At 62.1% G+C, this 21,137-nt stretch carries 18 protein-coding genes and 2 pseudogenes; 13 read left to right on the forward strand and 7 right to left on the reverse strand.

Features of this window, described 5'->3' with window-relative positions:
- Together BBG20_RS16770 and BBG20_RS16775 are read left to right on the forward strand one after the other, a co-directional pair.
- A pseudogene (locus BBG20_RS16770) lies at positions 1 to 322 on the forward strand (APC family permease); the annotation flags it as partial.
- A gap of 19 nt (positions 323 to 341) precedes the next feature.
- Complete coding sequence (locus BBG20_RS16775) at positions 342 to 1,538, forward strand: iron-containing alcohol dehydrogenase (protein ID WP_065905306.1); 1,197 nt, start codon at positions 342 to 344, stop codon at positions 1,536 to 1,538.
- Here the strand turns inward: BBG20_RS16775 and BBG20_RS16780 are convergent.
- Positions 1,515 to 2,411, reverse strand: a complete 897-nt coding sequence (locus BBG20_RS16780; RefSeq protein ID WP_065905312.1) for a LysR family transcriptional regulator — start codon at positions 2,409 to 2,411, stop codon at positions 1,515 to 1,517. The two genes, BBG20_RS16775 and BBG20_RS16780, sit on opposite strands and share 24 nt — an antisense overlap.
- Before the next feature lie 133 nt (positions 2,412 to 2,544).
- Between BBG20_RS16780 and BBG20_RS16785 the strand changes: the two genes are divergently transcribed.
- Entirely contained in the window at positions 2,545 to 3,765 is a 1,221-nt protein-coding gene (locus BBG20_RS16785) for a multidrug effflux MFS transporter (RefSeq protein ID WP_065905316.1), read from the forward strand.
- On the opposite strand, the gene BBG20_RS16790 is transcribed toward BBG20_RS16785, so the two are convergent.
- The 3 genes and pseudogenes from BBG20_RS16790 to BBG20_RS33640 all read right to left on the reverse strand — a co-directional run.
- A complete protein-coding gene (locus BBG20_RS16790; RefSeq protein ID WP_065905318.1) occupies positions 3,689 to 5,707 on the reverse strand; it encodes a putative bifunctional diguanylate cyclase/phosphodiesterase in 2,019 nt (672 codons plus the stop codon). The two genes, BBG20_RS16785 and BBG20_RS16790, sit on opposite strands and share 77 nt — an antisense overlap.
- A gap of 4 nt (positions 5,708 to 5,711) precedes the next feature.
- A complete protein-coding gene (locus tag BBG20_RS33635) occupies positions 5,712 to 6,575 on the reverse strand; it encodes a methyl-accepting chemotaxis protein (protein ID WP_450091344.1) in 864 nt (287 codons plus the stop codon).
- Positions 6,567 to 7,283: pseudogene (locus BBG20_RS33640) on the reverse strand (HAMP domain-containing protein); the annotation flags it as partial. The gene BBG20_RS33635 and the pseudogene BBG20_RS33640, both read right to left, overlap by 9 nt.
- A gap of 369 nt (positions 7,284 to 7,652) precedes the next feature.
- Here BBG20_RS33640 and BBG20_RS16800 point away from each other — a divergent pair.
- Positions 7,653 to 8,537, forward strand: a complete 885-nt coding sequence (locus BBG20_RS16800) for a LysR family transcriptional regulator (RefSeq protein WP_065905323.1) — start codon at positions 7,653 to 7,655, stop codon at positions 8,535 to 8,537.
- Here the strand turns inward: BBG20_RS16800 and BBG20_RS16805 are convergent.
- A complete protein-coding gene (locus tag BBG20_RS16805) occupies positions 8,534 to 9,145 on the reverse strand; it encodes a LysE family translocator (RefSeq protein ID WP_065905325.1) in 612 nt (203 codons plus the stop codon). The two genes, BBG20_RS16800 and BBG20_RS16805, sit on opposite strands and share 4 nt — an antisense overlap.
- Before the next feature lie 114 nt (positions 9,146 to 9,259).
- Here BBG20_RS16805 and BBG20_RS16810 point away from each other — a divergent pair, with 114 nt between their 5' ends.
- Together BBG20_RS16810 and BBG20_RS16815 are read left to right on the forward strand one after the other, a co-directional pair.
- A complete protein-coding gene (locus BBG20_RS16810; RefSeq protein ID WP_065905327.1) occupies positions 9,260 to 10,162 on the forward strand; it encodes a LysR family transcriptional regulator in 903 nt (300 codons plus the stop codon).
- 95 nt (positions 10,163 to 10,257) lie between these two features.
- On the forward strand, positions 10,258 to 11,115 hold the full coding sequence (locus BBG20_RS16815) for an SDR family oxidoreductase (RefSeq protein ID WP_065905536.1): 858 nt from the start codon (positions 10,258 to 10,260) through the stop codon (positions 11,113 to 11,115).
- A gap of 92 nt (positions 11,116 to 11,207) precedes the next feature.
- Here BBG20_RS16815 and BBG20_RS16820 read toward each other — a convergent pair whose 3' ends face one another.
- Together BBG20_RS16820 and BBG20_RS16825 are read right to left on the reverse strand one after the other, a co-directional pair.
- Positions 11,208 to 12,122 carry a site-specific integrase gene (locus BBG20_RS16820; RefSeq protein ID WP_065905329.1) on the reverse strand — a complete coding sequence of 305 codons (915 nt, stop codon included), beginning with the start codon at positions 12,120 to 12,122 and terminating at the stop codon, positions 11,208 to 11,210.
- A 108-nt stretch (positions 12,123 to 12,230) separates the two neighbouring features.
- Complete coding sequence (locus BBG20_RS16825) at positions 12,231 to 13,043, reverse strand: M949_RS01915 family surface polysaccharide biosynthesis protein (protein WP_065905331.1); 813 nt, start codon at positions 13,041 to 13,043, stop codon at positions 12,231 to 12,233.
- A gap of 412 nt (positions 13,044 to 13,455) precedes the next feature.
- Here BBG20_RS16825 and arnC point away from each other — a divergent pair, with 412 nt between their 5' ends.
- From arnC to BBG20_RS16860, 7 genes are read left to right on the forward strand one after another with little or no spacing between them, the layout of a single operon-like run.
- A complete protein-coding gene (gene arnC / locus BBG20_RS16830) occupies positions 13,456 to 14,493 on the forward strand; it encodes an undecaprenyl-phosphate 4-deoxy-4-formamido-L-arabinose transferase (RefSeq protein WP_065905334.1) in 1,038 nt (345 codons plus the stop codon).
- On the forward strand, positions 14,490 to 16,481 hold the full coding sequence (arnA, locus tag BBG20_RS16835) for a bifunctional UDP-4-amino-4-deoxy-L-arabinose formyltransferase/UDP-glucuronic acid oxidase ArnA (RefSeq protein WP_065905336.1): 1,992 nt from the start codon (positions 14,490 to 14,492) through the stop codon (positions 16,479 to 16,481). The genes arnC and arnA overlap by 4 nt, the downstream gene beginning before the upstream one ends.
- Positions 16,481 to 17,365 (forward strand): 4-deoxy-4-formamido-L-arabinose-phosphoundecaprenol deformylase, encoded by an 885-nt coding sequence (gene arnD, locus BBG20_RS16840; protein ID WP_065905338.1) that lies wholly within the window; start codon positions 16,481 to 16,483, stop codon positions 17,363 to 17,365. Before arnA ends, arnD begins: the two co-directional genes overlap by 1 nt.
- On the forward strand, positions 17,362 to 19,017 hold the full coding sequence (gene arnT, locus BBG20_RS16845; protein WP_065905340.1) for a lipid IV(A) 4-amino-4-deoxy-L-arabinosyltransferase: 1,656 nt from the start codon (positions 17,362 to 17,364) through the stop codon (positions 19,015 to 19,017). The genes arnD and arnT overlap by 4 nt, the downstream gene beginning before the upstream one ends.
- Positions 19,014 to 19,361, forward strand: a complete 348-nt coding sequence (gene arnE, locus BBG20_RS16850) for a 4-amino-4-deoxy-L-arabinose-phosphoundecaprenol flippase subunit ArnE (protein ID WP_065905342.1) — start codon at positions 19,014 to 19,016, stop codon at positions 19,359 to 19,361. The genes arnT and arnE overlap by 4 nt, the downstream gene beginning before the upstream one ends.
- Complete coding sequence (gene arnF / locus BBG20_RS16855) at positions 19,358 to 19,759, forward strand: 4-amino-4-deoxy-L-arabinose-phosphoundecaprenol flippase subunit ArnF (RefSeq protein WP_065905346.1); 402 nt, start codon at positions 19,358 to 19,360, stop codon at positions 19,757 to 19,759. The genes arnE and arnF overlap by 4 nt, the downstream gene beginning before the upstream one ends.
- Positions 19,756 to 21,135: a UDP-glucose dehydrogenase family protein gene (locus tag BBG20_RS16860; RefSeq protein WP_065905348.1), complete on the forward strand. Its 1,380-nt coding sequence runs from the start codon at positions 19,756 to 19,758 to the stop codon at positions 21,133 to 21,135. Before arnF ends, BBG20_RS16860 begins: the two co-directional genes overlap by 4 nt.
- Positions 21,136 to 21,137: the final 2 nt, after the last annotated feature.

Raw genomic sequence — 21,137 nt, forward strand, 5'->3', positions numbered from 1 at the left:
TGGCGGGTTCTTCTTTGTCTTCCTGATCGTGGTGACCTGCGCCCTGCTCGCTCGCCTTAACGGCCGCTGGAAACCCGAGCCCGGCACCTTCAGCCTTGGGCGCTGGGGCCTGCCGGTCAACGTCGCGGCCTTTGCCTGGCTGATATTCGAAAGCATCAACGTGGCCTGGCCGCGGGTGGCGTTGGCACCGCCAGACGCGCCGTGGTTCCAGGTATGGGCGGTGATCCTGGTGTTCTCGGTACTGGCCGTGCTCGGTTTGATCTACCTGTTCTGGGCCAAGCCGTATCAACGCGGCGTCACCGCGCAATTGCGCGCTCAATAAACTGGACACGGAGTTTCAGATGTCAGTCCTTCACTATTGGAATTACCCCACCGAAATCTTCTGCGGGCCCGACGCGCTGGCGGTCCTCGCGCAACGCTGCAATTTGCTCGAAATGCGCAAACCTATGCTGGTGACCGACCCGGGCATGCTCGCCCTGGAGCCACTGGCCTTACTCAAGGCGCACCTGATCGAAGCGGATATTCCCTTCGCCGTGTTCAGTGACATTCACAGCAACCCCACGCTGGAGGACGTCGCGCGCGGCGTCAGCGCCTTCCAGGCTGGCGGCCATGATTCGTTGATCGCCCTCGGCGGCGGCAGTGCCATGGACGCGGCCAAAGGCATCAGCCTCGCGGCTGTCGATCGGCATGGTCTCGAACGCTTCGAGTGGTCCCAGGTGATCGAGCGCTACCCAAGCCTGGCGGACTTTCCGCGCCTGGAGTTGCCGAAGCTGATTGCCTTGCCGACCACCGCCGGCACCGGTTCGGAACTGGGCCGTGAAGCGGTGCTGACCCTCAGCGAACACAACATCAAACAGGTGATCAGCCACCCGGAGCTGCTGCCTGCCACGGTGATTCTCGACCCGATCCTCACCCGTGAACTGCCACCGGCGCTCACTGCCGCGACAGGCATGGACGCCCTCACCCACCACATTGAAGCGTTCTGCTCACCGCTGTATCACCCGATGTCGGCCGGGGTCGCCGTCGAGGGCGTGCGCCTGATTCAGCAGCACCTGGCCGCCGCCTGCGCGGATGGCCAGGACATGGTGGCGCGCGAAGGCATGCTGGTCGCGTCCGCCATGGCCGCGGTGGCATTTCAGAAAGGCCTCGGCGGTGTGCACGCCCTCGCCCATCCGCTGGGTGCGCGGTACCACCGCCACCATGGGTTGTTGAATGCGATCCTGCTGCCTTATGTAATGGTGGCCAACCGGGCGGTGATCAGTGATGACATCGCCCGCCTGGCGCGCTACCTGGAACTGCCCCAAGCGGATTTCGACGGTTTCCTGCGCTGGATACTGCAGCTACGCAGGCAGCTGGGCATTCCCCATTCACTCGGCGAGATCGGCCTGGAGGCAGACGCCGCGCCGTGGGTCGGTGAGCAGGCGGTGGCCGATATTTCGTCCTCCGACACCAATGCCCGCCCCTTGAGTGCCGATGAATACAGCCAGATCTTCCGCAACGCGGTGCATGGCGAATTAGCGCTCGTGCTCGACGCGTAAATCCTCGATAAACGCGCGCACCGCCTCACTGCGTGGGTGGCCGATATGCGTGATCATGCTGTGTTGCACCGCGTAATGCAGGGTGTCGGGGTGCAGCGCACGCATATGGCCACTGGCGATCCAGGGCGCCGCGTAATGCGCCGGCAGATACCCCAGGTGTGTCCCGGCGAGGACACCGTGGGCCACCGCTTCCATGTGGTATGCAGTGGCCGACGCGCGCGTGGGCACCACCGGTAGGACTTGGTCAGCGGGCAGAAAGCCATGCTTGATCCAGTCACAGGCTTGCAGTTGGTCTACGCTCGGCGAATCGACGCCGAACAGCGGGTGCGTGCGGCCACAAAAAATGCCGATTGCCTCACTGTAGAGCGGCTGGTAGTCCAGGGTCGGCAATGGCCGGCTGAAATACGAGATGGCCATGTCCAGTTGCCCATCGATCACCGCCAGTTCCAGCTCCGTCGGCGAGTTCACGAAGATGTGCAGGTGCATGTCGTGCTCTCGCGCATAGAACCGTGCAATCGCCGCGTCGATACGAGCCGTGGGCAAGGTCGCAATGTTGTCCGCCAGGCCCAGGTATAAATCGCCGACCAGGCGCCCGGCCAAATCCTGGGCCTCATCACGAAACGCATCCACCGCCCCAAACAGCGCCGAGGACGCCTTGAGGATGCGCTGGCCTTTTTCGGTCAGGCGAAAGCCCCCTTTGCCACGCTCGCAAATGCGATAACCGAGGCGTTTTTCCAGGCCGGAGATATGCGTGCTGATGTTCGATTGGCTCATGTTCAGCTCGGCCTGGGCCGCTGTGAACCCGCCGCACCTGACCACTACGGCAAAAATGCGCAGCAGGCGCAAATCCATGTCCGTGACATTTCTGAGCACAGCAATTCCCTGAGTGCAGGCTTATGAAGGGGCTCATTCAACGCGAGCGCTTCGCCAGCGTCAATCTTGCTTGTGTGCCAGCGGTACGAAACTTAAGCTGACGCTCTTTTGCACGCCCTAGCCCGGATATTCCATGTCTCGAAGTATTGCCCACCTCGCCCTCCTGCTCGGGTTGATCACCGCCGTCGGACCTTTCGCCATTGACATCTACCTGCCGGCCCTGCCGACCCTCGGCGCCAGCCTGCAGGCGTCGCCGGCGGCGGTGCAGATGAGCCTGACGGTGTTCTTCATCATCGTCGGCGTGTGCCAACTGTTCTATGGCCCGATCAGCGATGTGTTCGGGCGCAAGCTGCCGATCTATGCCGGCCTGGTGATCTTTGCCGTGGGCAGCATCGGTAGCGCGCTGGCCCCGAGCATTGAAGTGCTGATTGGCTTTCGCGCGGTGCAGGCGTTCGGGGCGTGCGCCGGAATGGTGATCCCGCGGGCCATCGTGCGCGACTTGTACACCGGCCACGAAGCCGCGCGCCTGATGGCCTTGCTGATGCTGGTAATGAGCGTCTCGCCGATCCTTGCGCCGCTGGCCGGCAGCCTGGTGATTTCGTTGTGGAGCTGGCGTGAAGTGTTTGTCGTGCTCGCTGTGGTGGCTGTGCTCTGCCTGGTGATGACCGTCGTACAACTGCCGGAAACCCACCCCGCCGAGCGGCGTCTGGGCAAGACCCTGGGCAGCGCGTTCGGCAGTTACGGCGCCCTCCTCCACGACCCGGTCTTCACCGGTTTGTCGGTGGTCTGCGGGTTTGGCCTGGCGACATTCTTTGTGTTTATCGGCAGCGCGCCGTTCGTGTACATCGAGTATTTCGGCCTGACTCCGACCCAGTTCAGCCTGTGCTTTGCTCTCAACGCCGCGTCGTTTTTTGCCATGAGCCAGCTCACCGCACGCCTCAGTGCGCGCTTCGGCCTGGCGCCGTTGATTCGCTGGTCCGTGGTCAGCGTCGCGGCGGTGATGGTCCTGCTCGCTGTGACCACCCTGTGGAGCGACAGCCTCGCCCTGATGATGACGCTGCTGTTTATCGGCTTCGGCTTTCTCGGCCTGTTGTTGCCAGCCGCCGGCGTATTGTCCCTGGAAGACCACGGCGCGGTGGCGGGTTCGGCGTCGGCACTGCTGGGCGCCATCCAGATGGTAACCGCCGCCGTGTCGATGACCCTAGTGGGCGTGTTCGCCGACCACACGCCGGCGCCGATGTTGATCGGCATCGCACTGTGCGCGGTCGCGGCGCTGCTCACGACACTGTGGACCTTGCAGCGCCTGCCCCCGCATCTGGCGTCCAGCGTGCCGCACACGCCGCCAGCCAATTGAAAAACAGCGGCGCGGGCATCGGCTTGGCGATCATGTAACCTTGGATTTCATGGCAACCAAACGCCGCCAATAAGGCGCAGGCCTGCGGGTCTTCGACACCTTCCGCGACCAGTCGCAGGTTCATGATCAGGCCCAGCTGAATAATCGCCCTGACAATGGCCTGCTGCTCGGGTTGGTGCAGGTGGGTGATGAACGAACGGTCGATTTTCAGCTCATCCACCGGCAGGCGAGACAGGTAGGCCAGGGACGAATGGCCGGTGCCAAAGTCGTCGATCGACAACGAAAAACCCAGCTGGCGCAATGCACGCAGCGCCGCCAAGGCCTGCTCGGGCTTGTGCATGGCACTCGACTCGGTGATTTCCAGACCCAGCAGTGCCGGGTTGGCGCCGGTGTGCTTGAGCAGCGCCTCGACCTGGGCAGGGAATGTCGCCGACTCCAGGTCCTGTACGCTTAAATTCACACTGATACGGATCTCGGACGTGCGGCTCAACTGCATGCATTCTTGCAACAACCACAGGCTCAGCGCGCAGATGCGCCCGTTGTGCTCGATGATCGGCAGGAACACCCCCGGCGCAATCAGGCCCAGCCGCGGGTGCTGCCAGCGCACCAGGGCTTCGGCCGCGACGATACGCCGGTCCTGCAGGCTGGCCTTGGGTTGCAGGAACACGCGCATTTGCCCGGCCTCGATGGCCAGGTCGAAATCATCCAGCAACGCCATCTGCTGCTGGCGCCGCTGTTCCAGTTCCGGGTCGTAGAACACATGGCTGACGGCCTGGCTGCGCGCCGCATCCAGTGCAACTTCGGCATAACACAGCAGGTCCTGCACGCAGCGCCCATGTACGGGGTAGCGAGCCAGCCCGAGGCGCGCCTTGACCATCACCGAGTGCTGCCCGCCGAGCCTGAAGGGTTGATCGAGTGTGCGGGCCAGGCGCGCCAGGCAGATCTCTTCATCACAGCGCAGCAGCAAGGCGAAACCGTCGGAGGGCAATCGCGCCAGCAACTCGCCGGCGTTCAGCACCGCCGATAAACGCCTGGCCACGCCTTGCAGCAACACGTTGCCATCGGCATAGCCGTACAGCGCGTTGATGCGCTTGACGTCGCAGATGTCGAAGATCGCCACCGTCAGCCCTGCCAGTGGCCGGTCACCGGCCTCGATCACCTGGTTGACGTTCATGATAAAGCGCGTGCGGTTGGGCAACCCGGTCAACGGGTCTTCGAACGCCAGTTGCGAGATCCGTAGCTCTCGATTGGCAATCACCAGCAAGCCCAGCAGGAAGGTCACCAGCCCAATGCCCAGGAATAACACCAGGCAGCCACGACGCTCAGCCTCGACGTCCGCAAGACTCACATCGGCGCCAAGCACCAATTGGCTGCCCTCGGGACCGGTGACAGGCATGAACAATGAGCGGAAATCGCCGAATTGATCGTGATAGTCGACCACCGCGCTGCGCCGCTCAGCAAACACCTGGGCCAGCTGCGGCGGTGCGCTTGCGTAAGCACTCAGGTGCTCGCCGTAGCGGCCGCTGTCGATGTCCTCGGCACTGGCTGAATCCATCACGAACAGGGTGTGGCCCTGGCGCTGCGTGAGCACATAGATCGAATCGACCCCGGCTTTTTTCGCGTAGCTGTCCAGGCGTTGCAGCATGGCCTCGTAGCGCGGTGCATCGAACGGTCCCTGCGCGAGTAACTCACGCAGGTAGTCATCACCGATAACCACCGGCAAGGCTTGCACAATTGCATTGAGGCGCGTGCCCAGCAACGCCTCGTCAGCGGCCACCTTGAAGCGATAACCGCTGACGGTGAACAGCACCGTCACCAGCAGATGAATCAGCACAAAACTGAGCGAGACCCGGCCGAGCAGCGCCAGCGAACGCAGGCCCCTGCGGCGCAAGGGGGCATCGTCGGGTAATAGCCAGCCGTGGGGTTCCAGCGTCTTGCCCATGGGGTTAGACCTGGAACCGCTGGACCAATTGCTGCAGGTCGCCCCCCAGCTGCGCCAGGTCGGCGCTCGAGTCGGCCATTTCGGCGCTCGCCTGGGCCGACTGGTCGGCCACTTCACGCACGGTCGTCACGCTGCGGTTGATGCTGTCGGCCACGGTATTCTGCGCTTGCGCGGCGGTCGCGATCAGCAGGCTCATCTGCTGGATTCCCGCCACTTGCTCGGTAATCGTCGCCAGTGCTGCGCCAGTGTCACGCACGCCAGTGACAGTCGACTGGGTTTGCACCACGCTGGCCTGCATCATTCGCGAGCTTTCTGCGGCGATACGCTGCAGCCCGGCAATCAGGCTTTCAATTTCCTCCGATGACTGCTGCGTACGCTGGGCCAGGCTGCGCACTTCATCCGCCACCACCGCAAAGCCGCGGCCCGCCTCCCCGGCCCTGGCGGCTTCGATGGCCGCATTGAGCGCCAGCAGATTGGTTTGCCCGGCGACGGTCTTGATCACATCCAGCACACCACCGATGCGTTCGCTTTCCTGATGCAGGCGCGTCATCGATTCCGCCGACAGGCCCACGTCGCGTGCCAGCGTTTCGATTTGCTGCACCGCTTGCTGTGACACCCCGAGCGCACTGCTGGCCTGGGTGTCTGCGGCCTTCGCCGCGTGCGCGGCGGACTCCGAGTTGCGGGCCACTTCGAGCACAGTCGCAGTCATTTCGGTCATGGCCGTCGCGACCCGGTCGGTCTCGCTTTTCTGGCTCTCGATACCCGCGCGGGTCTGCAAGGTAATCGCCGCGAACTGGCTGGAGGACGCCGCCAGCCGGTGCGAGCTGGTGCCGATCTGCGAAATCACATCACGCAGGCGGTGGCTCATGTGGTTGATCGAACGGAGCATCTGGCCCAGTTCGTCGGCGCGCTCGCTGTGCAGTTCGACGGTAAGGTCGCCATTGGCAATACGCTCGGCAGCTTCGAGGGTCTGTCGCAGCGGTACGACGATCTGGTGCCCGATGCGCCAGGCCAGCAATCCACCGAACACCAGCGCGAGCAAGGTGATCGACCCCAACACAATCACCACCGCCTCGACACTGCGCTTGGCCCGCACGGCTTCTGCGTCGTACAGCTCGTTGATCTCGCCTTGCAGCGCCGCCAGCGCGGCGTTCAACTTGAGAACTGTTGGCCCGACATTCACCCCGGTTTCTACCTGGCCTTGGGCGGTCATGTATGCGTGCAGCTTCTCATCCAGGCGACGGATCCTGCCGAGGTCTTCCTGGGGCCAGTCACCGTCGTGGACATCGCTGACGATGCTCGCCAGCATTTTCTGCATCTTCTCCAGGCTCGCATCGCGGCGCGCGAGTTGGGCCGTGTCCGTGGTCAAGGCGTAGGTAAAGTTGGCATCGCGCGAGAACACGGTCTGATCGAACAGATTGCCGAGGCGATTGATGCGCTTGAGCGATTGCCCATCACTGCGCAGGCCATACAGCCCAGTCAACGCGAGCAGCACCGCCAACGCCAATAACAGGCCAAACCCCAACCCCAGTTTCCGGGAGACGGTCAGGTGCTCCAATGCAAATCCACGCGACATAGCCAACAGCCTCTTTGTTTCAGTGTGCCCACGGCGCAGAAACGCCTCACCCTCGCGGAAATGCGATAGTGATTTGTGCAGGAATTAATCTAATGGGTGCACGACTCGCACAGTTATCAGGCGCACGCCGAAACTTGAGTCAAAGTGCCATCAAACAATAGCATTGGCTGAACGAAGAATAAACAAACTGCGATAAATCCAAATATGGATGAGTGAAATCCATATTTGGTTATTTATTATCCGCAGAACTACCGGTAAGATCGCGCCGCTCAAAACAGCGCTGTTTTATATATCACCCTCCCCCATTCCGCTATAGCGTACTGGGTGTGTTTATTATTAATTCGGTCCGCAGGGGCGCCAAGGTTAATTATGCTGGATGATGTCGCTATCTTCGTTCAAATCGTCCGCAGCGGAAGCCTGTCGCTGGCCAGCAAGAGGCTCGACATCCCCGCCAACACCTTGGGCCGACGCCTTGCAAGCCTGGAGCAGGCCATGGGCACGCCGCTGTTGTTCCGGTCGACCCGCGCGCTGCGCTGCACGCCGGCGGGTGATGTTCTTTATCAACAGAGCAGCGCCAACATTGATGCGCTTAACGCCACCATTGAATCGATTAAACACATGGATGGCGAACCGCGCGGCACCATCCGCGTGCACGTGTCGACGAGTTTCTTTGAATATTCGGAAACCAACTTCCTTCAGGTCTTCCTGGACAAGTACCCGGACATCGAACTTGAACTGATCGTCTCCGATATTGAACCTAACTTGACCGAAGACGGTATCGACCTGCTGTTGCGCGTGGGCAAGCCGAAAAAAAGCAGTTATGTCACGCACAAGTTGCGCGACGTGACATTGGGCTTATATGCGAGTGCGCACTATCTGGCGCGACAAGGCACACCGCAGACCCTCAACGACCTGGCCGGGCATGAACACCTGCAGTACCTGGGCAAGACCCATGAAAACCTGCTGACCCTCAAGCGCCAGGACCAGACCTACAGCCTGCCGGTGCGTGGCCGGTTTTCTTCCGACTCCATGCTCGGCCTGATCAATGCCGCGCACCAGGGCCTGGGCATTGCGCTGTTGAACAACGTGATGACCCAGTTCGAACAGAAAGAGCTGGTGCACGTACTGCCGGAGTACTACCTGCCCACCGAAGGCTTCTACGCGGTCTACCCGAATGAGAAATCCTTGTCGAAGGCTGCCCTGGCAGTGCTCAACCACATGATCGACAAGGCCGCAATCTGCCGCCTGCGTTAGTGGCTGCGCAGGACGGCAGCTGCATGCAGGATCCCCACTGTTGCCACCGCAAGCAACACCAGGCTGGCCACCCGGTTGATGCCGCCGCGGTACTTCAGCGCAAACGGCCTGCGGGCAATGGCGATGTAGAACGCCAGCACCAGGAAGTCGATGACCACCCACGCCAGGGTCAACAGCGTCACGCTGCGGCTGAACGAATCGGCTACCTGGATGAACTGCGGGAAAAACGCCACGAAGAAAATGATGTCCTTGGGGTTGGAGATGCCCACCAGGAAGCCGGTGCCGACAGTGCCACCGCGACGGCCGGCCGCAGGCGCTTGACCTGCAGGGCTACGCAGGCCCTGGATGCCAAGGTAGAAGATGAACAGGCAGCCGATAACACTGATGCCGTTCAACAGTGCCGGGCTGACCGACAGGCTGCCCGCCAAAATCAGCACTGCCAGTACTGCCAGGGTCAGCGACGCGAGGTTGGTCCCCACAGCCGTCCACAACGCATGTCGGGTGCCGGCGTGTTGGCTGGTCGTGATGATCAGCGCCACCACCGGGCCCGGGGTGGCGATCAGCATGAAGACGCTGAGCAGGTAGACCAGCAGTAATGAAGTGTCCATGGTGCACGCCGCCTTGTGGGGTTCAGGGGCTGGCAGCGTGAGGCATCAGGCACGCGTTGAAAAACGCAAAAGCCTGTGACCTACTATGAGTATTTATCACAATGAATAATCTCCATGGCCGAACGCATCCCGCCACTGTATGCCCTGCGCGCCTTTGAAATCGCGGCACGCTCCTCTTCGTTTACCCGCGCGGCGCAAGAGCTATCGTTGACTCAAAGTGCGATCAGTCGTCATATCAAGACCCTCGAAGGCATCCTTGACTGCCGGCTGTTCGAGCGGCACGGGCCCAGGCTGCAATTGACCGCGGCCGGTGAGCGGCTGGCGCAGGAACTCAAGGTTGGTTTTCGCATCATCGAACAAGCCTGTGCACCGTTTCGTGCCGGCACCGGCAACTTGCGCCTGAAGGCGCCCTCCACGCTGACCATGCGCTGGCTGCTGCACACGCTGGACCTTCTCAAGGCCGAACTGACCGTGCAACTGGCCAGTGTCTGGATGGATTTCGACAGCGTGGACTTCTACGCCGAGCCCTACGACTGCGCGATTTTGCTTGGCAACGGCCATTTCGGTGCCGATGTGCAGGCGTACAAGCTGTTTGATGAGTGGCTGATCCCCATCTGCGCACCGGGCAAGATCGACGTCGAACTGCCGCACGCCGAACTGATCCATCCCACTCCCGACCGTCGCGACTGGCGCCGCTGGCTGGCGGCCCTGCCGCTGGAAGCCCGGATCAACCTGGATCGCGGCAAGGTCTTCGACACGCTCGACCAGGCCATTTCGGCGGCCATGCGCGGCCACGGTGTGTCCATCGGCGACCTGCACCTGGTGGCCGACGATGTCCGCGACGGGTTGATCGGCTTGCCGTACGGCAAGGCCGTCGCCTCCGGTGATGGCTACTACCTGGTGTGGCCGAAAGAGACTCGGCACACCCAGCAAGTGCAGGCGCTGCGCGATGCGCTCAGCGGACATATCCCAGCTATCGACCTGCCGGGCCTGGTGTTTTTACCCGCCACGGGTTGAGACCATTCGTCGGGCCCGCCAGGCATCCATTACAACTATCGCCGTCGCCAAAACTACTAACCCCATAGCACCCTTGATGCGCTATGGAGATTGAAATGACTGACTATCCACGCCCACCCTTCGCCCCTCAAGCCCAAGCCGTGCCCGGCACCCAGAAGAAAATGGAGCCTTATCCCGATTGTGGCGAGAAGAGCTACAAGGGCTCCGGCCGACTGGCCAACAAGATCGCCCTGATCACCGGTGCCGACAGCGGCATCGGTCGCGCGGTGGCCATCGCGTTTGCCCGCGAAGGTGCCGATGTTGCCATTGCCTACCTGGACGAACACGAGGACGCCAAGGAAACCGCACGCTGGGTTGAAGAAGCGGGCCGCCAGTGCCTGCTGCTGCCCGGTGATATCGCGCAGAAAGCCAACTGCCAGGCATTGGTCGACAAGACGGTCGAACAGTTCGGCCGCATTGACGTGCTGGTGAATAACGCGGCGTTCCAGATGACCCATGAAACCCTCGAAGAGATCGAGGATGAGGAATGGGTGAAGACCTTCGATATCAACATCACCGCGATGTTTCGTATCTGCAAGGCGGCACTGCCGCATATGCAGGCCGGCAGCTCGATCATCAACACCAGTTCGGTCAATTCCGACATGCCCAAGCCGACCCTGCTTGCCTATGCCGCGACCAAGGGCGCGATTGCCAACTTCACCGGCGGCCTGGCGCAATTGCTCGGCAGCAAGGGGATTCGGGTAAACAGCGTGGCACCTGGGCCGATCTGGACGCCGCTGATCGTGGCAACCATGCCCGACGAAGACGTCCAGAGCTTTGGCAGCGAAACCCCGCTGGGCCGCCCTGGCCAGCCGGTGGAAGTGGCACCGATCTATGTGCTGCTTGCCTCGGATGAAGCCAGCTACATCTCCGGTTCCCGCTATGCCGTCACCGGCGGCAAACCCATCCTGTAGCAACTGGCTTGCCGGCGGTGTCGGCCTCTCGACTTCTCAGGAAGACCGAGGCGCCTGCATCGCGGGCAAGCGCGGCTCCCACAAAAAACGCTCTACAGATCAAACCGATCCACCGCCCGCCGCCGCTCATTGTCGTCACGTACGTCATAGCTGGCGGTGGTCTGGATATTGGTGTGGTGCGCGAGCTTCTGTGCGATCGACAGATCATGTTCCTCGATCACCCGCGTGATGAACGAGCGCCGGAAATCATGGGGCATGATCTTCACGCCCACCTGCTCGCCGCGCTGGCGGGCAATGTAGTAAATCGCATGTTTGGTAATGCGTTCGCGGGTGATGTGGCTGCCGCGACGGATGCGATTGAACAGGAAGCTATCGTCCTGCTCACCTTCCTTGAGCTGCTCGCGCCGAAACGCCAGCCAGGCCTGCAACTTGGCGAAGGCCCAGTCCGGCGCATACTTGACCAGCTCCTTGTTGCCCTTGCCGATCACCCGCAGGCTGCGCTCTGCAAAATTGATCTGCGCCAGGTCGAGGTTGACCGACTCCGACTTGCGCATGCCCGAGCCGTACAGGATGCCGATCACCGCCGCGTCCCGCAGGCCCTGTGGGCGTGGGTCGGCGGCGCAGACTTCCATCATTTCGCGGATCAGTGTGCGTCGCAGGTTGCGCCCCTGGCCCAGGCGGGTACCGGGCGCGGCCTTGACCGTGCGCATGCGCAGCAGGTGTTCCTGGCTGATCAGGCTCAGGCGCCAGGCCTCGTTCATCACCCCGCGCACGGCGTTCACATACAACGATGAGGTATTGGGCGCGTAGCCGTCCTCGCGCAAGGCGGCGACCAGGGCGATCACGTGTTCAGGCTGCAGCAGGTGCCAGTCGATGTCTTCGAGGTTGATGTCCTCGAAGCCCAGGCGGTCGGCGGCGTCCTGCAGCACGTAGCGCATGGTCAGTTGGCTGGAGGGTGCCAGGCGGGTGAGGTAAAGGGTCAGCGGGTTGCGGATAGACTCAGTCAAGGTAGATCAGCCTTTGGATTAAATACCTCGACCAAGCCATTGTTTAATCGAGGTATTTAGTGAATTGGCGAGGCCTGAGTCTACCCCAGCAAAAGCCCTCGCACCACATCACGGGGCGCTGCCGTCATCCTCGGTGGGGTCTTGCGGTTGAGCCTGGGCCTGGCTCCAATCCGTGTCCTGCTTCTGCATCAGCGCGAACCAGTGCTGACGCATAAAGGTCAGGTACGCCTCGGGGGCCTTGGCAAAATCCTTCTCATCGCCATAGCAGCCCGGCAAGGGCAACTCGGTGCCCTGCTCCTTGTATTGGCTGACCAATGCCTGCTGGCCGGCCACGCTGCAATCCTTGGGCAACGGCATGCCGCGCAGGGCGCCCGCTTCTTCGTCCCACCAACTGGCGCCGACCCGGTCGACACCGCGCAGGCGGTACTTCTGCGACTTGCCCACGTGCATGATCAACTTGAATTCATTGGGGCTGACGTCGCTGGTGCAGGTGCGCGAGTAACCCACGGTCGCCTGGGTGATGCCATCGCCGGCAAGGTCGGTGACCTTGGTCGCCTCCCGGTCGAAGCGCAGGGCGGCGTCGAATTCGCAGTGCTGCACGTCGTCGTAGAGCATCCACACGCGTTTGGGGCGATTGCCATCGATCAGGTACTGAGCCGCGTAGACGAAGGCCGACTGGGTCCCGTCATCGTCGCGCTCGCTGACTTGCTCGGCGAGCACTAGCAGGTTCTTGCCCTGGCGATCGTCCCAGGTATACGCGGCGATCTGCTTGCCACGCACTTCCACCCCGTCCGGCACCTGGTCGATGCTGGTCAGCGCCACGCCGTCGTCGGCGCGCACCGTGGTGACGCACGCCACGGTCATCAACAATCCCATCAACACTGGCCGCAACTGGCCGCGTAAAAGCTGCACGCTATTCATCCGATCACCCTGGCAAGAGACGGCTTACTTTACCGGCACTTGGGGCGCATTGCAGAGAAGATTCTTGAATAAAGTGCCAACGCACAGGACGCACGTTTGCGTTGAACCAAACACCTGCGCGGCCGTTCCTATTTCGCCAGCCAATTCAACGGACAACGCCGTGGATGTTTAGCTGAACCCTAGCTGTCTACCTGTCAAATAAACGAGTTTTTCATCTGCCTTTCATATCTGTTCAACATTTTTGCGCTTAATCTTGAACGTGAAACTTAATAGCAAATTGCGCAACACCGTCTAACCTGTTGATTACGCTTCACCTTTAGCACCGTCCCTGCTTCTACGGTCTAGACGTTTGCCCACTGTTTATTGATGTTTCCACGCTCCAAGTTGCGCTAACCCCCGAGGTCATGAATCTTTGAAACCCTACCCTATTCATTGCGTGTCGATCGTCATCCCGGTCTACAACGAACAAGAAAGCCTGCCTGAATTGCTGCGTCGCACCACCGCAGCGTGCCAGCAACTGGCCTACGAATACGAAATCATCCTTGTGGATGACGGTAGCCGCGACAATTCGGCCCAACTGCTGGAAGACGCTGCCGCCGTAGACGGCAGCAAGGTGGTCGCGGTGATCCTCAACCGCAACTACGGCCAGCACGCCGCAATCATGGCCGGTTTCGAGCAGTGCCGGGGCGAAGTGGTGATTACCCTCGACGCCGACCTGCAGAACCCTCCCGAAGAAATCCCGCGCCTGGTCGAACAAGCCGCGCTGGGCTACGACGTGGTCGCCACCGTGCGCAACAATCGCCAGGACTCGGCCTTTCGCCGCTGGCCGTCGCGCCTGATCAACCTGGCGGTGCAACGCTCCACCGGGGTGGCCATGACCGACTACGGCTGCATGCTGCGCGCTTACCGGCGCACCATCGTCGACGCCATGCTTGCCTGCCGCGAGCGCAGCACCTTCATTCCGATCCTGGCCAACGGCTTTGCCCGCCACACCACCGAGATCCTGGTGCACCACGCCGAGCGCGAGCACGGCGAATCCAAATACAGCGCCATGCGCCTGATCAGCCTGATGTTCGACCTGCTGACCTGCATGACCACCACCCCGCTGCGGCTGCTGTCCATCGTCGGCTTCAGCCTGGCGGCGCTGGGCGTTTTTTTCGCCTTCGCGTTGATCGTCATGCGCCTGGCATTCGGTGCCGACTGGGCCGGTGATGGCCTGTTCGTGCTGTTCGCCGTGCTGTTCGTGTTCACCGGTGGCCAGTTCATCGGCATGGGCCTGCTGGGTGAATACCTGGGCCGCATGTACAGCGACGTGCGTGCCCGCCCTCGGTTCTTCATTGAAAAAGTGCTGCGCAACCAACCGGCAGCACCGGCACCCGTGGTCGTCGTCGACGGCCTGGTGTCTTCCCATACCACTTCTACTTCTCCTTCCGATCAGGTTTCGTCATGAATTCAAACGCCGTTGTCTTCGCTTACCACGATATTGGCTGTGCAGGCATTGAAGCCCTGCTGGCTGCCGGCTACGACATTGCTGCCGTGTTTACCCATGCCGACGACCCCAAGGAAAACAACTTCTACGGTTCCGTCGCGCAGTTGTGCGCCCGTAACGGCATTCCAGTGCACGCGCCGGAAGACGCCAACCACCCGCTGTGGATCGAGCGTATTGCCAAGCTCAAACCGGACTTCATCTTCTCCTTCTACTACCGCAACCTGCTGAGCGAAGCCCTGTTGGCCACCGCCAGCAAAGGCGCGTTCAACCTGCACGGTTCGCTGTTGCCCAAATACCGTGGCCGCGCACCGGCCAACTGGGTGCTGGTGAAAGGCGAAACCGAAACCGGCGTGACCCTGCACCGCATGGTCAAGCGTGCCGATGCCGGCGCGATCCTGGCCCAGCAGAAGGTCGCCATCGAGCGCACCGACACCGGCCTGACCCTGCACGCCAAACTGCGCGACGCCGCCAGCAACCTGCTGCGTGACGCCCTGCCGCAACTGGCCGCCGGCAAGCTGACTGAAACCGCCCAGGACGAAAGCCAGGCCACCTACTTCGGTCGTCGCACCGCTGCCGACGGCAAGTTGGAGTGGAAAAAGCCGGCTGAAGAACTGTTCAACCTGGTTCGCGCCGTGACTCAACCGTACCCGGGCGCCTTCTGCGCCGTGGGCGAGCACAAGCTGATCGTCTGGCAGGCCGAGGTGGTGAAGGGCAATGAAGGCCTGGCGCCGGGCCGCGTGATCAGCGTCAACCCGCTGCGCATCGCCTGTGGTGAAGACTCGCTGGTGGTCAAGTTCGGCCAACGCAATGACAACGGCCTGTACCTGGCCGGCCCATCCCTGGCCAATGAACTCGGCCTGGTCGACGGCTCCGTGCTGCGTGGCGCCGAGTCCGGCCGCAAGCCGCGCCGTACCCGCGTGCTGATCCTCGGTGTGAACGGCTTTATCGGTAACCACTTGTCCGAGCGCCTGCTGCGTGACGACCGCTACGAAGTCTACGGCTTGGACATCGGCTCCGACGCCATCGAGCGCCTGCGCAGCCACCCAAATTTCCACTACGTGGAAGGCGACATCAGCATCCACACCGAGTGGATCGAGTACCACATCAAGAAGTGCGACGTGGTCCTGCCGCTGGTGGCTATCGCCACGCCAATCGAATACACGCGTAACCCGCTGCGTGTGTTCGAGCTGGACTTCGAGGAAAACCTCAAGCTGGTGCGCTACTGCGTCAAGTACAACAAGCGCGTGATCTTCCCGTCGACCTCCGAAGTCTATGGCATGTGCCAGGACCAGTACTTCGACGAAGACACCTCCAACCTGGTGGTCGGCCCGGTCAACAAGCAGCGCTGGATCTACTCGGTCTCCAAGCAACTGCTCGACCGCGTGATCTGGGCCTACGGCGCCAAGGGCCTGAACTTCACACTGTTCCGTCCCTTCAACTGGATGGGCCCGCGCCTGGACCGCCTGGATTCGGCGCGTATCGGCAGCTCCCGCGCGATCACCCAGTTGATCCTCAACCTGGTGGAAGGCACGCCGATCCGCCTGTTTGACGGCGGCGAGCAAAAGCGTTGCTTCACTGACATCGCCGACGGCATCGAAGCCCTGGCGCGCATCATTGATAACGATAACGATGTCTGCAACGGCCAGATCATCAACATCGGCAACCCGGAAAACGAAGCCAGCATCCGCCAGTTGGGCGAAGAGCTGCTGCGTCAGTTCGAAGCGCATCCGCTGCGTGGCAACTTCCCGCCGTTCGCCGGTTTCCGCGACGTCGAGAGCAAGGCGTTCTACGGCACCGGTTACCAGGACGTGGCACACCGCAAGCCAAGCATCGAAAACGCCAAGCGCCTGCTGAACTGGGAGCCGACCGTGGAGATGAGCGAGACCATCGGCAACACCCTGGACTTCTTCCTGCGTGAAGCCATGCTCGAAATCGCGGACAAGAAGTAATGAAGGCAGGCTTGCGCATTGACGTCGACACCTACCGTGGCACCCGTGAAGGGGTGCCGCGACTGCTCGAATCCCTGGATGAAGCCGGGGTCAAGGCGACGTTCTTCTTCAGTGTCGGGCCGGACAACATGGGGCGCCACTTGTGGCGCCTGATCCGCCCGCAGTTCCTGTGGAAGATGCTGCGTTCCAACGCTGCCGGCCTGTATGGCTGGGATATTTTGCTCGCCGGCACTGCCTGGCCGGGCAAACCGATCGGCCGTGACCTGGGGCATTTGATGCGCCAGGCCAAGGCCGCCGGCCATGAAGTCGGCCTGCATGCCTGGGATCACCATGGCTGGCAGGCCAACACCGGGCGCTGGAGCGACGCACAACTGGTCGAGCAGATTCGGCGCGGCGTCGACACCCTGAGCGATATCCTGGGTGAACGCATCGACTGTTCCGCGGCCGCCGGTTGGCGCGCCGATGAACGCGTGGTGCAGGCCAAGCAAGGGTTCAACTTCCGCTACAACAGTGATTGTCGGGGCACGAGCCTGTTCAGGCCAACCTTGGCCGATGGCAGCGCGGGCACCCCACAGATTCCGGTCGACCTGCCGACCTTCGACGAAGTCGTCGGGCCGGTGGTAGCTGCCAAGGATTTCAATAGCTACATCCTCGAGCGCTTCGCGGAGTCGAAGCTCAACGTCTACACCATCCACGCAGAAGTAGAAGGGATTCTGATGGCCAATGATTTTCGCCAGTTGCTGGCCCAGGCAGGGCAGCGCGGCATCGATTTCCAACCGCTGGGCGAGTTGCTGCCTGCCGACGTCACCACCCTGCCCCAGCAGCAGCTGGTGCGCGGCGCCCTGAGCGGCCGTGAGGGTTGGCTCGGAGTGCAACAGGCATGATCCGTCGTTGGGCCCTGCCCCTGCTCCTGTTGGCGTTCGGCGTGTTTTATCTGCTGCCGCTGGCCACCCACGGCCTGTGGATTCCGGATGAAACCCGCTATGCGCAGATCAGCCAGGAAATGCTGCTGACCGGCAAATGGGCGTCGCCGCACTTCATGGGTATTCGCTATTTCGAAAAGCCTGCGGCCGGCTACTGGATGATCGCGCTGGGCCAGGCGATCTTCGGGCAGAACCTGTTCGGCGTGCGCTTTGCGTCGGCATTGAGCACCGGCCTGAGCATCCTGCTGGTGTACCTGGTGTCACGCCGGTTGTGGAATGACCCGCAAAAAAGCCTGATCAGCACCGTGCTGTATATGAGCTTTGTCAGCGTCGCAGCCCTGGGCGGCTATGCCAACCTGGATCCGCAGTTCACCTTCTGGGTCAACCTCACCGGTGTGGCCCTGTGGTTTTGCTTCGACAGCACCACGCGCAGCGGCCGGTTGTGGTCCTGGGCAGTGCTGGGCCTGGCATGTGGCATGGGCTTCATGACCAAGGGGTTCCTGGCCTGGCTGTTGCCGGTGTTGATCGCCCTGCCCTACGCAATCTGGCAGAAGCGTTTTCGCGAACTGCTCGGTTATGGCCTGGTCGCCGTAGCGGTGGCGATTGTGGTCAGCGTGCCGTGGGCATTGGCCGTGCACCTGCAGGAACCGGACTACTGGAATTTCTTCTTCTGGCACGAGCATATCCAGCGCTTTGCCGGCGACGACGCCCAGCATGCCGAGCCGTTCTGGTATTACTTGCCGCTGCTGGTGGCGTTCTCGCTGCCGTGGGTCGCCCTGCTGCCGTCCACCCTCAAGCAGGCGTGGCAAGACAAGCGCACGGCGAAGGTCGGCTTTGTGTTGCTGTGGCTGCTGATGCCCCTGGCCTTCTTCAGCCTGGCCAAAGGCAAGCTGCCCTCCTACATCATGCCGTGCCTGCTGCCGCTGGCCTTGCTGATGGGCAACACCCTGGCGGATAAACTGGCCCAGGGCCGCGGTCGCGCGTTGCGCCTCAACGGCTGGCTGAACCTGGTTCTCGGCGTGGTGGTATTGCTCGCCCTGAGCTGGTTCCAACTGAAAAAGCCGCTGTACGAACATGGCCAGGAAACCTTCAGCCTGGTGCTGGTGTTTGTCTTCCTGTTCGGCTGGATCCTGGTCAACCTGCTGCAGGCTGCACGGCCATTGCACCTGTGGGCCGCGCCGGTGATCGGCAGCTGGCTGATGGTCGCCCTGCTGCCGGCCGCACTGCCGCATTCGGTGGTCTACAACAAGACGCCGGATCAATTCATCATCGACCACCTGCAGGCACTGCGCCCGGCTACGGCGTTGCTCAGCAACGACCTCGGCGCGGCATCGGCCCTGGCGTGGCGCCTGCAGCGCCCGGATGTGACGCTGTACAACACGGTCGGCGAAGTGAAGTACGGCCTGGCCTACCCGGATGCCGGGCATCACAAGGTCGACACCCGCCAGGTCCAGCAATGGATGAGCGAGGCGCGCAAACAAGGGCCGGTAGGTGTGGTGATGCGCGTCAAAGGCGACGATGAAATCGCCGAAGTAGCGCTGCTGCCCACCGACGGCGAGCGCTATGAGCAAGGCAATATCGTGATTCTGATCTTCCCGCAGGTGCAGCCGTGATCACCCTCCTCCTGCTATTGGCCGCCTGCCTGTTGACCTGCATGGGCCAGGTCTCGCAAAAGTTCGCCGTGGAAAGCTGGCGCGACCTACCGGACGGCTGGGCGCTGAAACTGCGCTCGCCGTGGCTGTGGGCGGCGCTGGTGTGCCTGGGCCTGGGCCTGCTGGTATGGCTGCTGGTACTGCAGCGCCTGGAGGTCGGCATCGCCTACCCGATGCTCAGCCTGAATTTTGTCTTGGTCACGCTGATGGCGCGTTTTGTGTTCCATGAACACATCGATGGCCGTCACTGGCTGGGCGTGGCGCTGGTAATCGGCGGCGTCGTGCTGCTGGGGCGTCACGTATGAGCCGGGTCCAGGGGTTTGCCCTGGCCCTGGGCAGCGTCGCACTGGTCAGCGCGGCCCAACTGGGCATGCGCTGGAGCATGACGCGCCTGCCGCTGCCCAACGAATGGCTGACGGCGCAGATCGACCTCGGCGCCCTGGCTGTGGTGCTGCTGGCGATCCTCGCCTATGCGCTGTCGATGCTCTGCTGGCTCGGCGCGCTCAAACACCTGCCGTTGGGCCGGGCCTATTCGCTGCTGAGCATCAGCTACGCGCTGGTGTACCTGCTGGCGGCCAGCCTGCCGGTCTTCAACGAACACTTTTCGATTTCAAAAACCCTGGGGGTGGCCTTGGTCATCCTCGGTGTGCTGGTTATCAACTCTCGCCGTGCTAGCGCTACAAGTCCCAGGAATGCCCCATGAAAATCAGTGTATTTGGTAGTGGTTACGTCGGTCTGGTGCAGGCCACCGTATTGGCCGAAGTCGGTCACGATGTCATCTGCATGGACGTCGATCAAAACAAGGTCAAGCTGTTGCAGCAAGGCCATGTGAGCATCTTCGAGCCGGGGCTGGCCGCGATGGTCAAGGAGAACCTGGAGAGCGGGCGCCTGCACTTCACCTTTGATGAAAAGCTGGCCGTCGAACACGGCGAAGTGCTGTTCATTGCCGTGGGCACGCCGTCGGATGAAGACGGCTCGGCCGACCTGAAATACGTGCTGTCGGTAGGCGATGCCGTGGCCCGCCACCGTATCGAGCCGGTGATCCTGGTGGAAAAATCCACCGTGCCGGTGGGCACCGGCGACACCCTGCGCGCGCACATCGAGAAGGCCCTGCACCTGGCTGGCCGGCACCTGGAGTTCGATATCGTCTCCAACCCGGAATTCCTCAAGGAAGGCTCGGCCGTGGCCGACTGCCGCCGCCCGGATCGCATCATCATCGGCTGCGAGCGCGAAGAAGTGCGTGACGTAATGCGCGACCTGTACGCGCCGTTCAACCGCAACCATGACCGCATCATCTTCATGGACCTGCGCAGCGCCGAGCTGACCAAGTACGCCGCCAACTGCATGCTCGCGACCAAGATCAGCTTTATCAACCAGATCGCCGAGCTGGCCGAGCACTTGGGCGCGGATATCGAAGCCGTACGCCTGGGCATCGGTGCCGACTCGCGCATTGGCTACCACTTCATCTACCCTGGCTGCGGCTACGGTGGCTCGTGCTTCCCCAAGGACATGCGCGCGCTGATCCACAGTGCCAAGCAGGCCAACTGCTCCAGTGACCTGTTGGAAGCCGTGGAAGCGATCAACCAGCGCCAGAAGAGCAAGCTGTTCGAGCGTATCAATGCGTTCTTCAAGGGCAACCTGCGCGGCAAGACCTTTGCCCTTTGGGGCCTGGCGTTCAAACCGAACACCGACGACATGCGCGATGCCCCCAGCCGTGTATTGATGGAAGCCCTGTGGGCCGCCGGCGCCAACGTACGCGCGTTCGACCCGGAAGCCATGCAGGAAACCCAGCGCATCTACGGCGATGACCCGCGCCTGATGCTGATGGGCACCCCGGAGTCGACCTTGAGCGGCGCCGATGCGCTGATCGTCTGCACCGAATGGCAGCAGTTCAAGGCACCGGACTTCGACCTGATCCACCAGCGCCTGAAAACCCCGGTGATCTTCGACGGCCGCAACCTGTATGACGGCGAGCGCCTGGCGCGCAAAGGCTTCCAGTACTTCCCGATGGGCCGTGGCGACTCGTGCCAGTTGCCGATTCCGCAGCAACAGTGGGTGCCACAGGTTGTGGAAGCCTGATA

The organism is Pseudomonas aylmerensis, assembly GCF_001702265.1.
Classification (GTDB): Bacteria; Pseudomonadota; Gammaproteobacteria; order Pseudomonadales; family Pseudomonadaceae; genus Aquipseudomonas; species Aquipseudomonas aylmerensis.

Coding starts and splice junctions, on each gene's coding strand:
- BBG20_RS16815 (WP_065905536.1), top strand. CDS start 10,258: ATGACTGACTATCCACGCCCACCCTTCGCCCCTCAAGCCCAAGCCGTG.
- BBG20_RS16805 (WP_065905325.1), bottom strand. CDS start 9,145: ATGGACACTTCATTACTGCTGGTCTACCTGCTCAGCGTCTTCATGCTG.
- arnD (WP_065905338.1), top strand. CDS start 16,481: ATGAAGGCAGGCTTGCGCATTGACGTCGACACCTACCGTGGCACCCGT.
- BBG20_RS16785 (WP_065905316.1), top strand. CDS start 2,545: ATGTCTCGAAGTATTGCCCACCTCGCCCTCCTGCTCGGGTTGATCACC.
- BBG20_RS33635 (WP_450091344.1), bottom strand. CDS start 6,575: ATGAGCCACCGCCTGCGTGATGTGATTTCGCAGATCGGCACCAGCTCG.
- BBG20_RS16810 (WP_065905327.1), top strand. CDS start 9,260: ATGGCCGAACGCATCCCGCCACTGTATGCCCTGCGCGCCTTTGAAATC.
- BBG20_RS16775 (WP_065905306.1), top strand. CDS start 342: ATGTCAGTCCTTCACTATTGGAATTACCCCACCGAAATCTTCTGCGGG.
- arnA (WP_065905336.1), top strand. CDS start 14,490: ATGAATTCAAACGCCGTTGTCTTCGCTTACCACGATATTGGCTGTGCA.
- arnT (WP_065905340.1), top strand. CDS start 17,362: ATGATCCGTCGTTGGGCCCTGCCCCTGCTCCTGTTGGCGTTCGGCGTG.
- BBG20_RS16790 (WP_065905318.1), bottom strand. CDS start 5,707: ATGGGCAAGACGCTGGAACCCCACGGCTGGCTATTACCCGACGATGCC.
- BBG20_RS16860 (WP_065905348.1), top strand. CDS start 19,756: ATGAAAATCAGTGTATTTGGTAGTGGTTACGTCGGTCTGGTGCAGGCC.
- arnF (WP_065905346.1), top strand. CDS start 19,358: ATGAGCCGGGTCCAGGGGTTTGCCCTGGCCCTGGGCAGCGTCGCACTG.
- BBG20_RS16800 (WP_065905323.1), top strand. CDS start 7,653: ATGCTGGATGATGTCGCTATCTTCGTTCAAATCGTCCGCAGCGGAAGC.
- BBG20_RS16825 (WP_065905331.1), bottom strand. CDS start 13,043: ATGAATAGCGTGCAGCTTTTACGCGGCCAGTTGCGGCCAGTGTTGATG.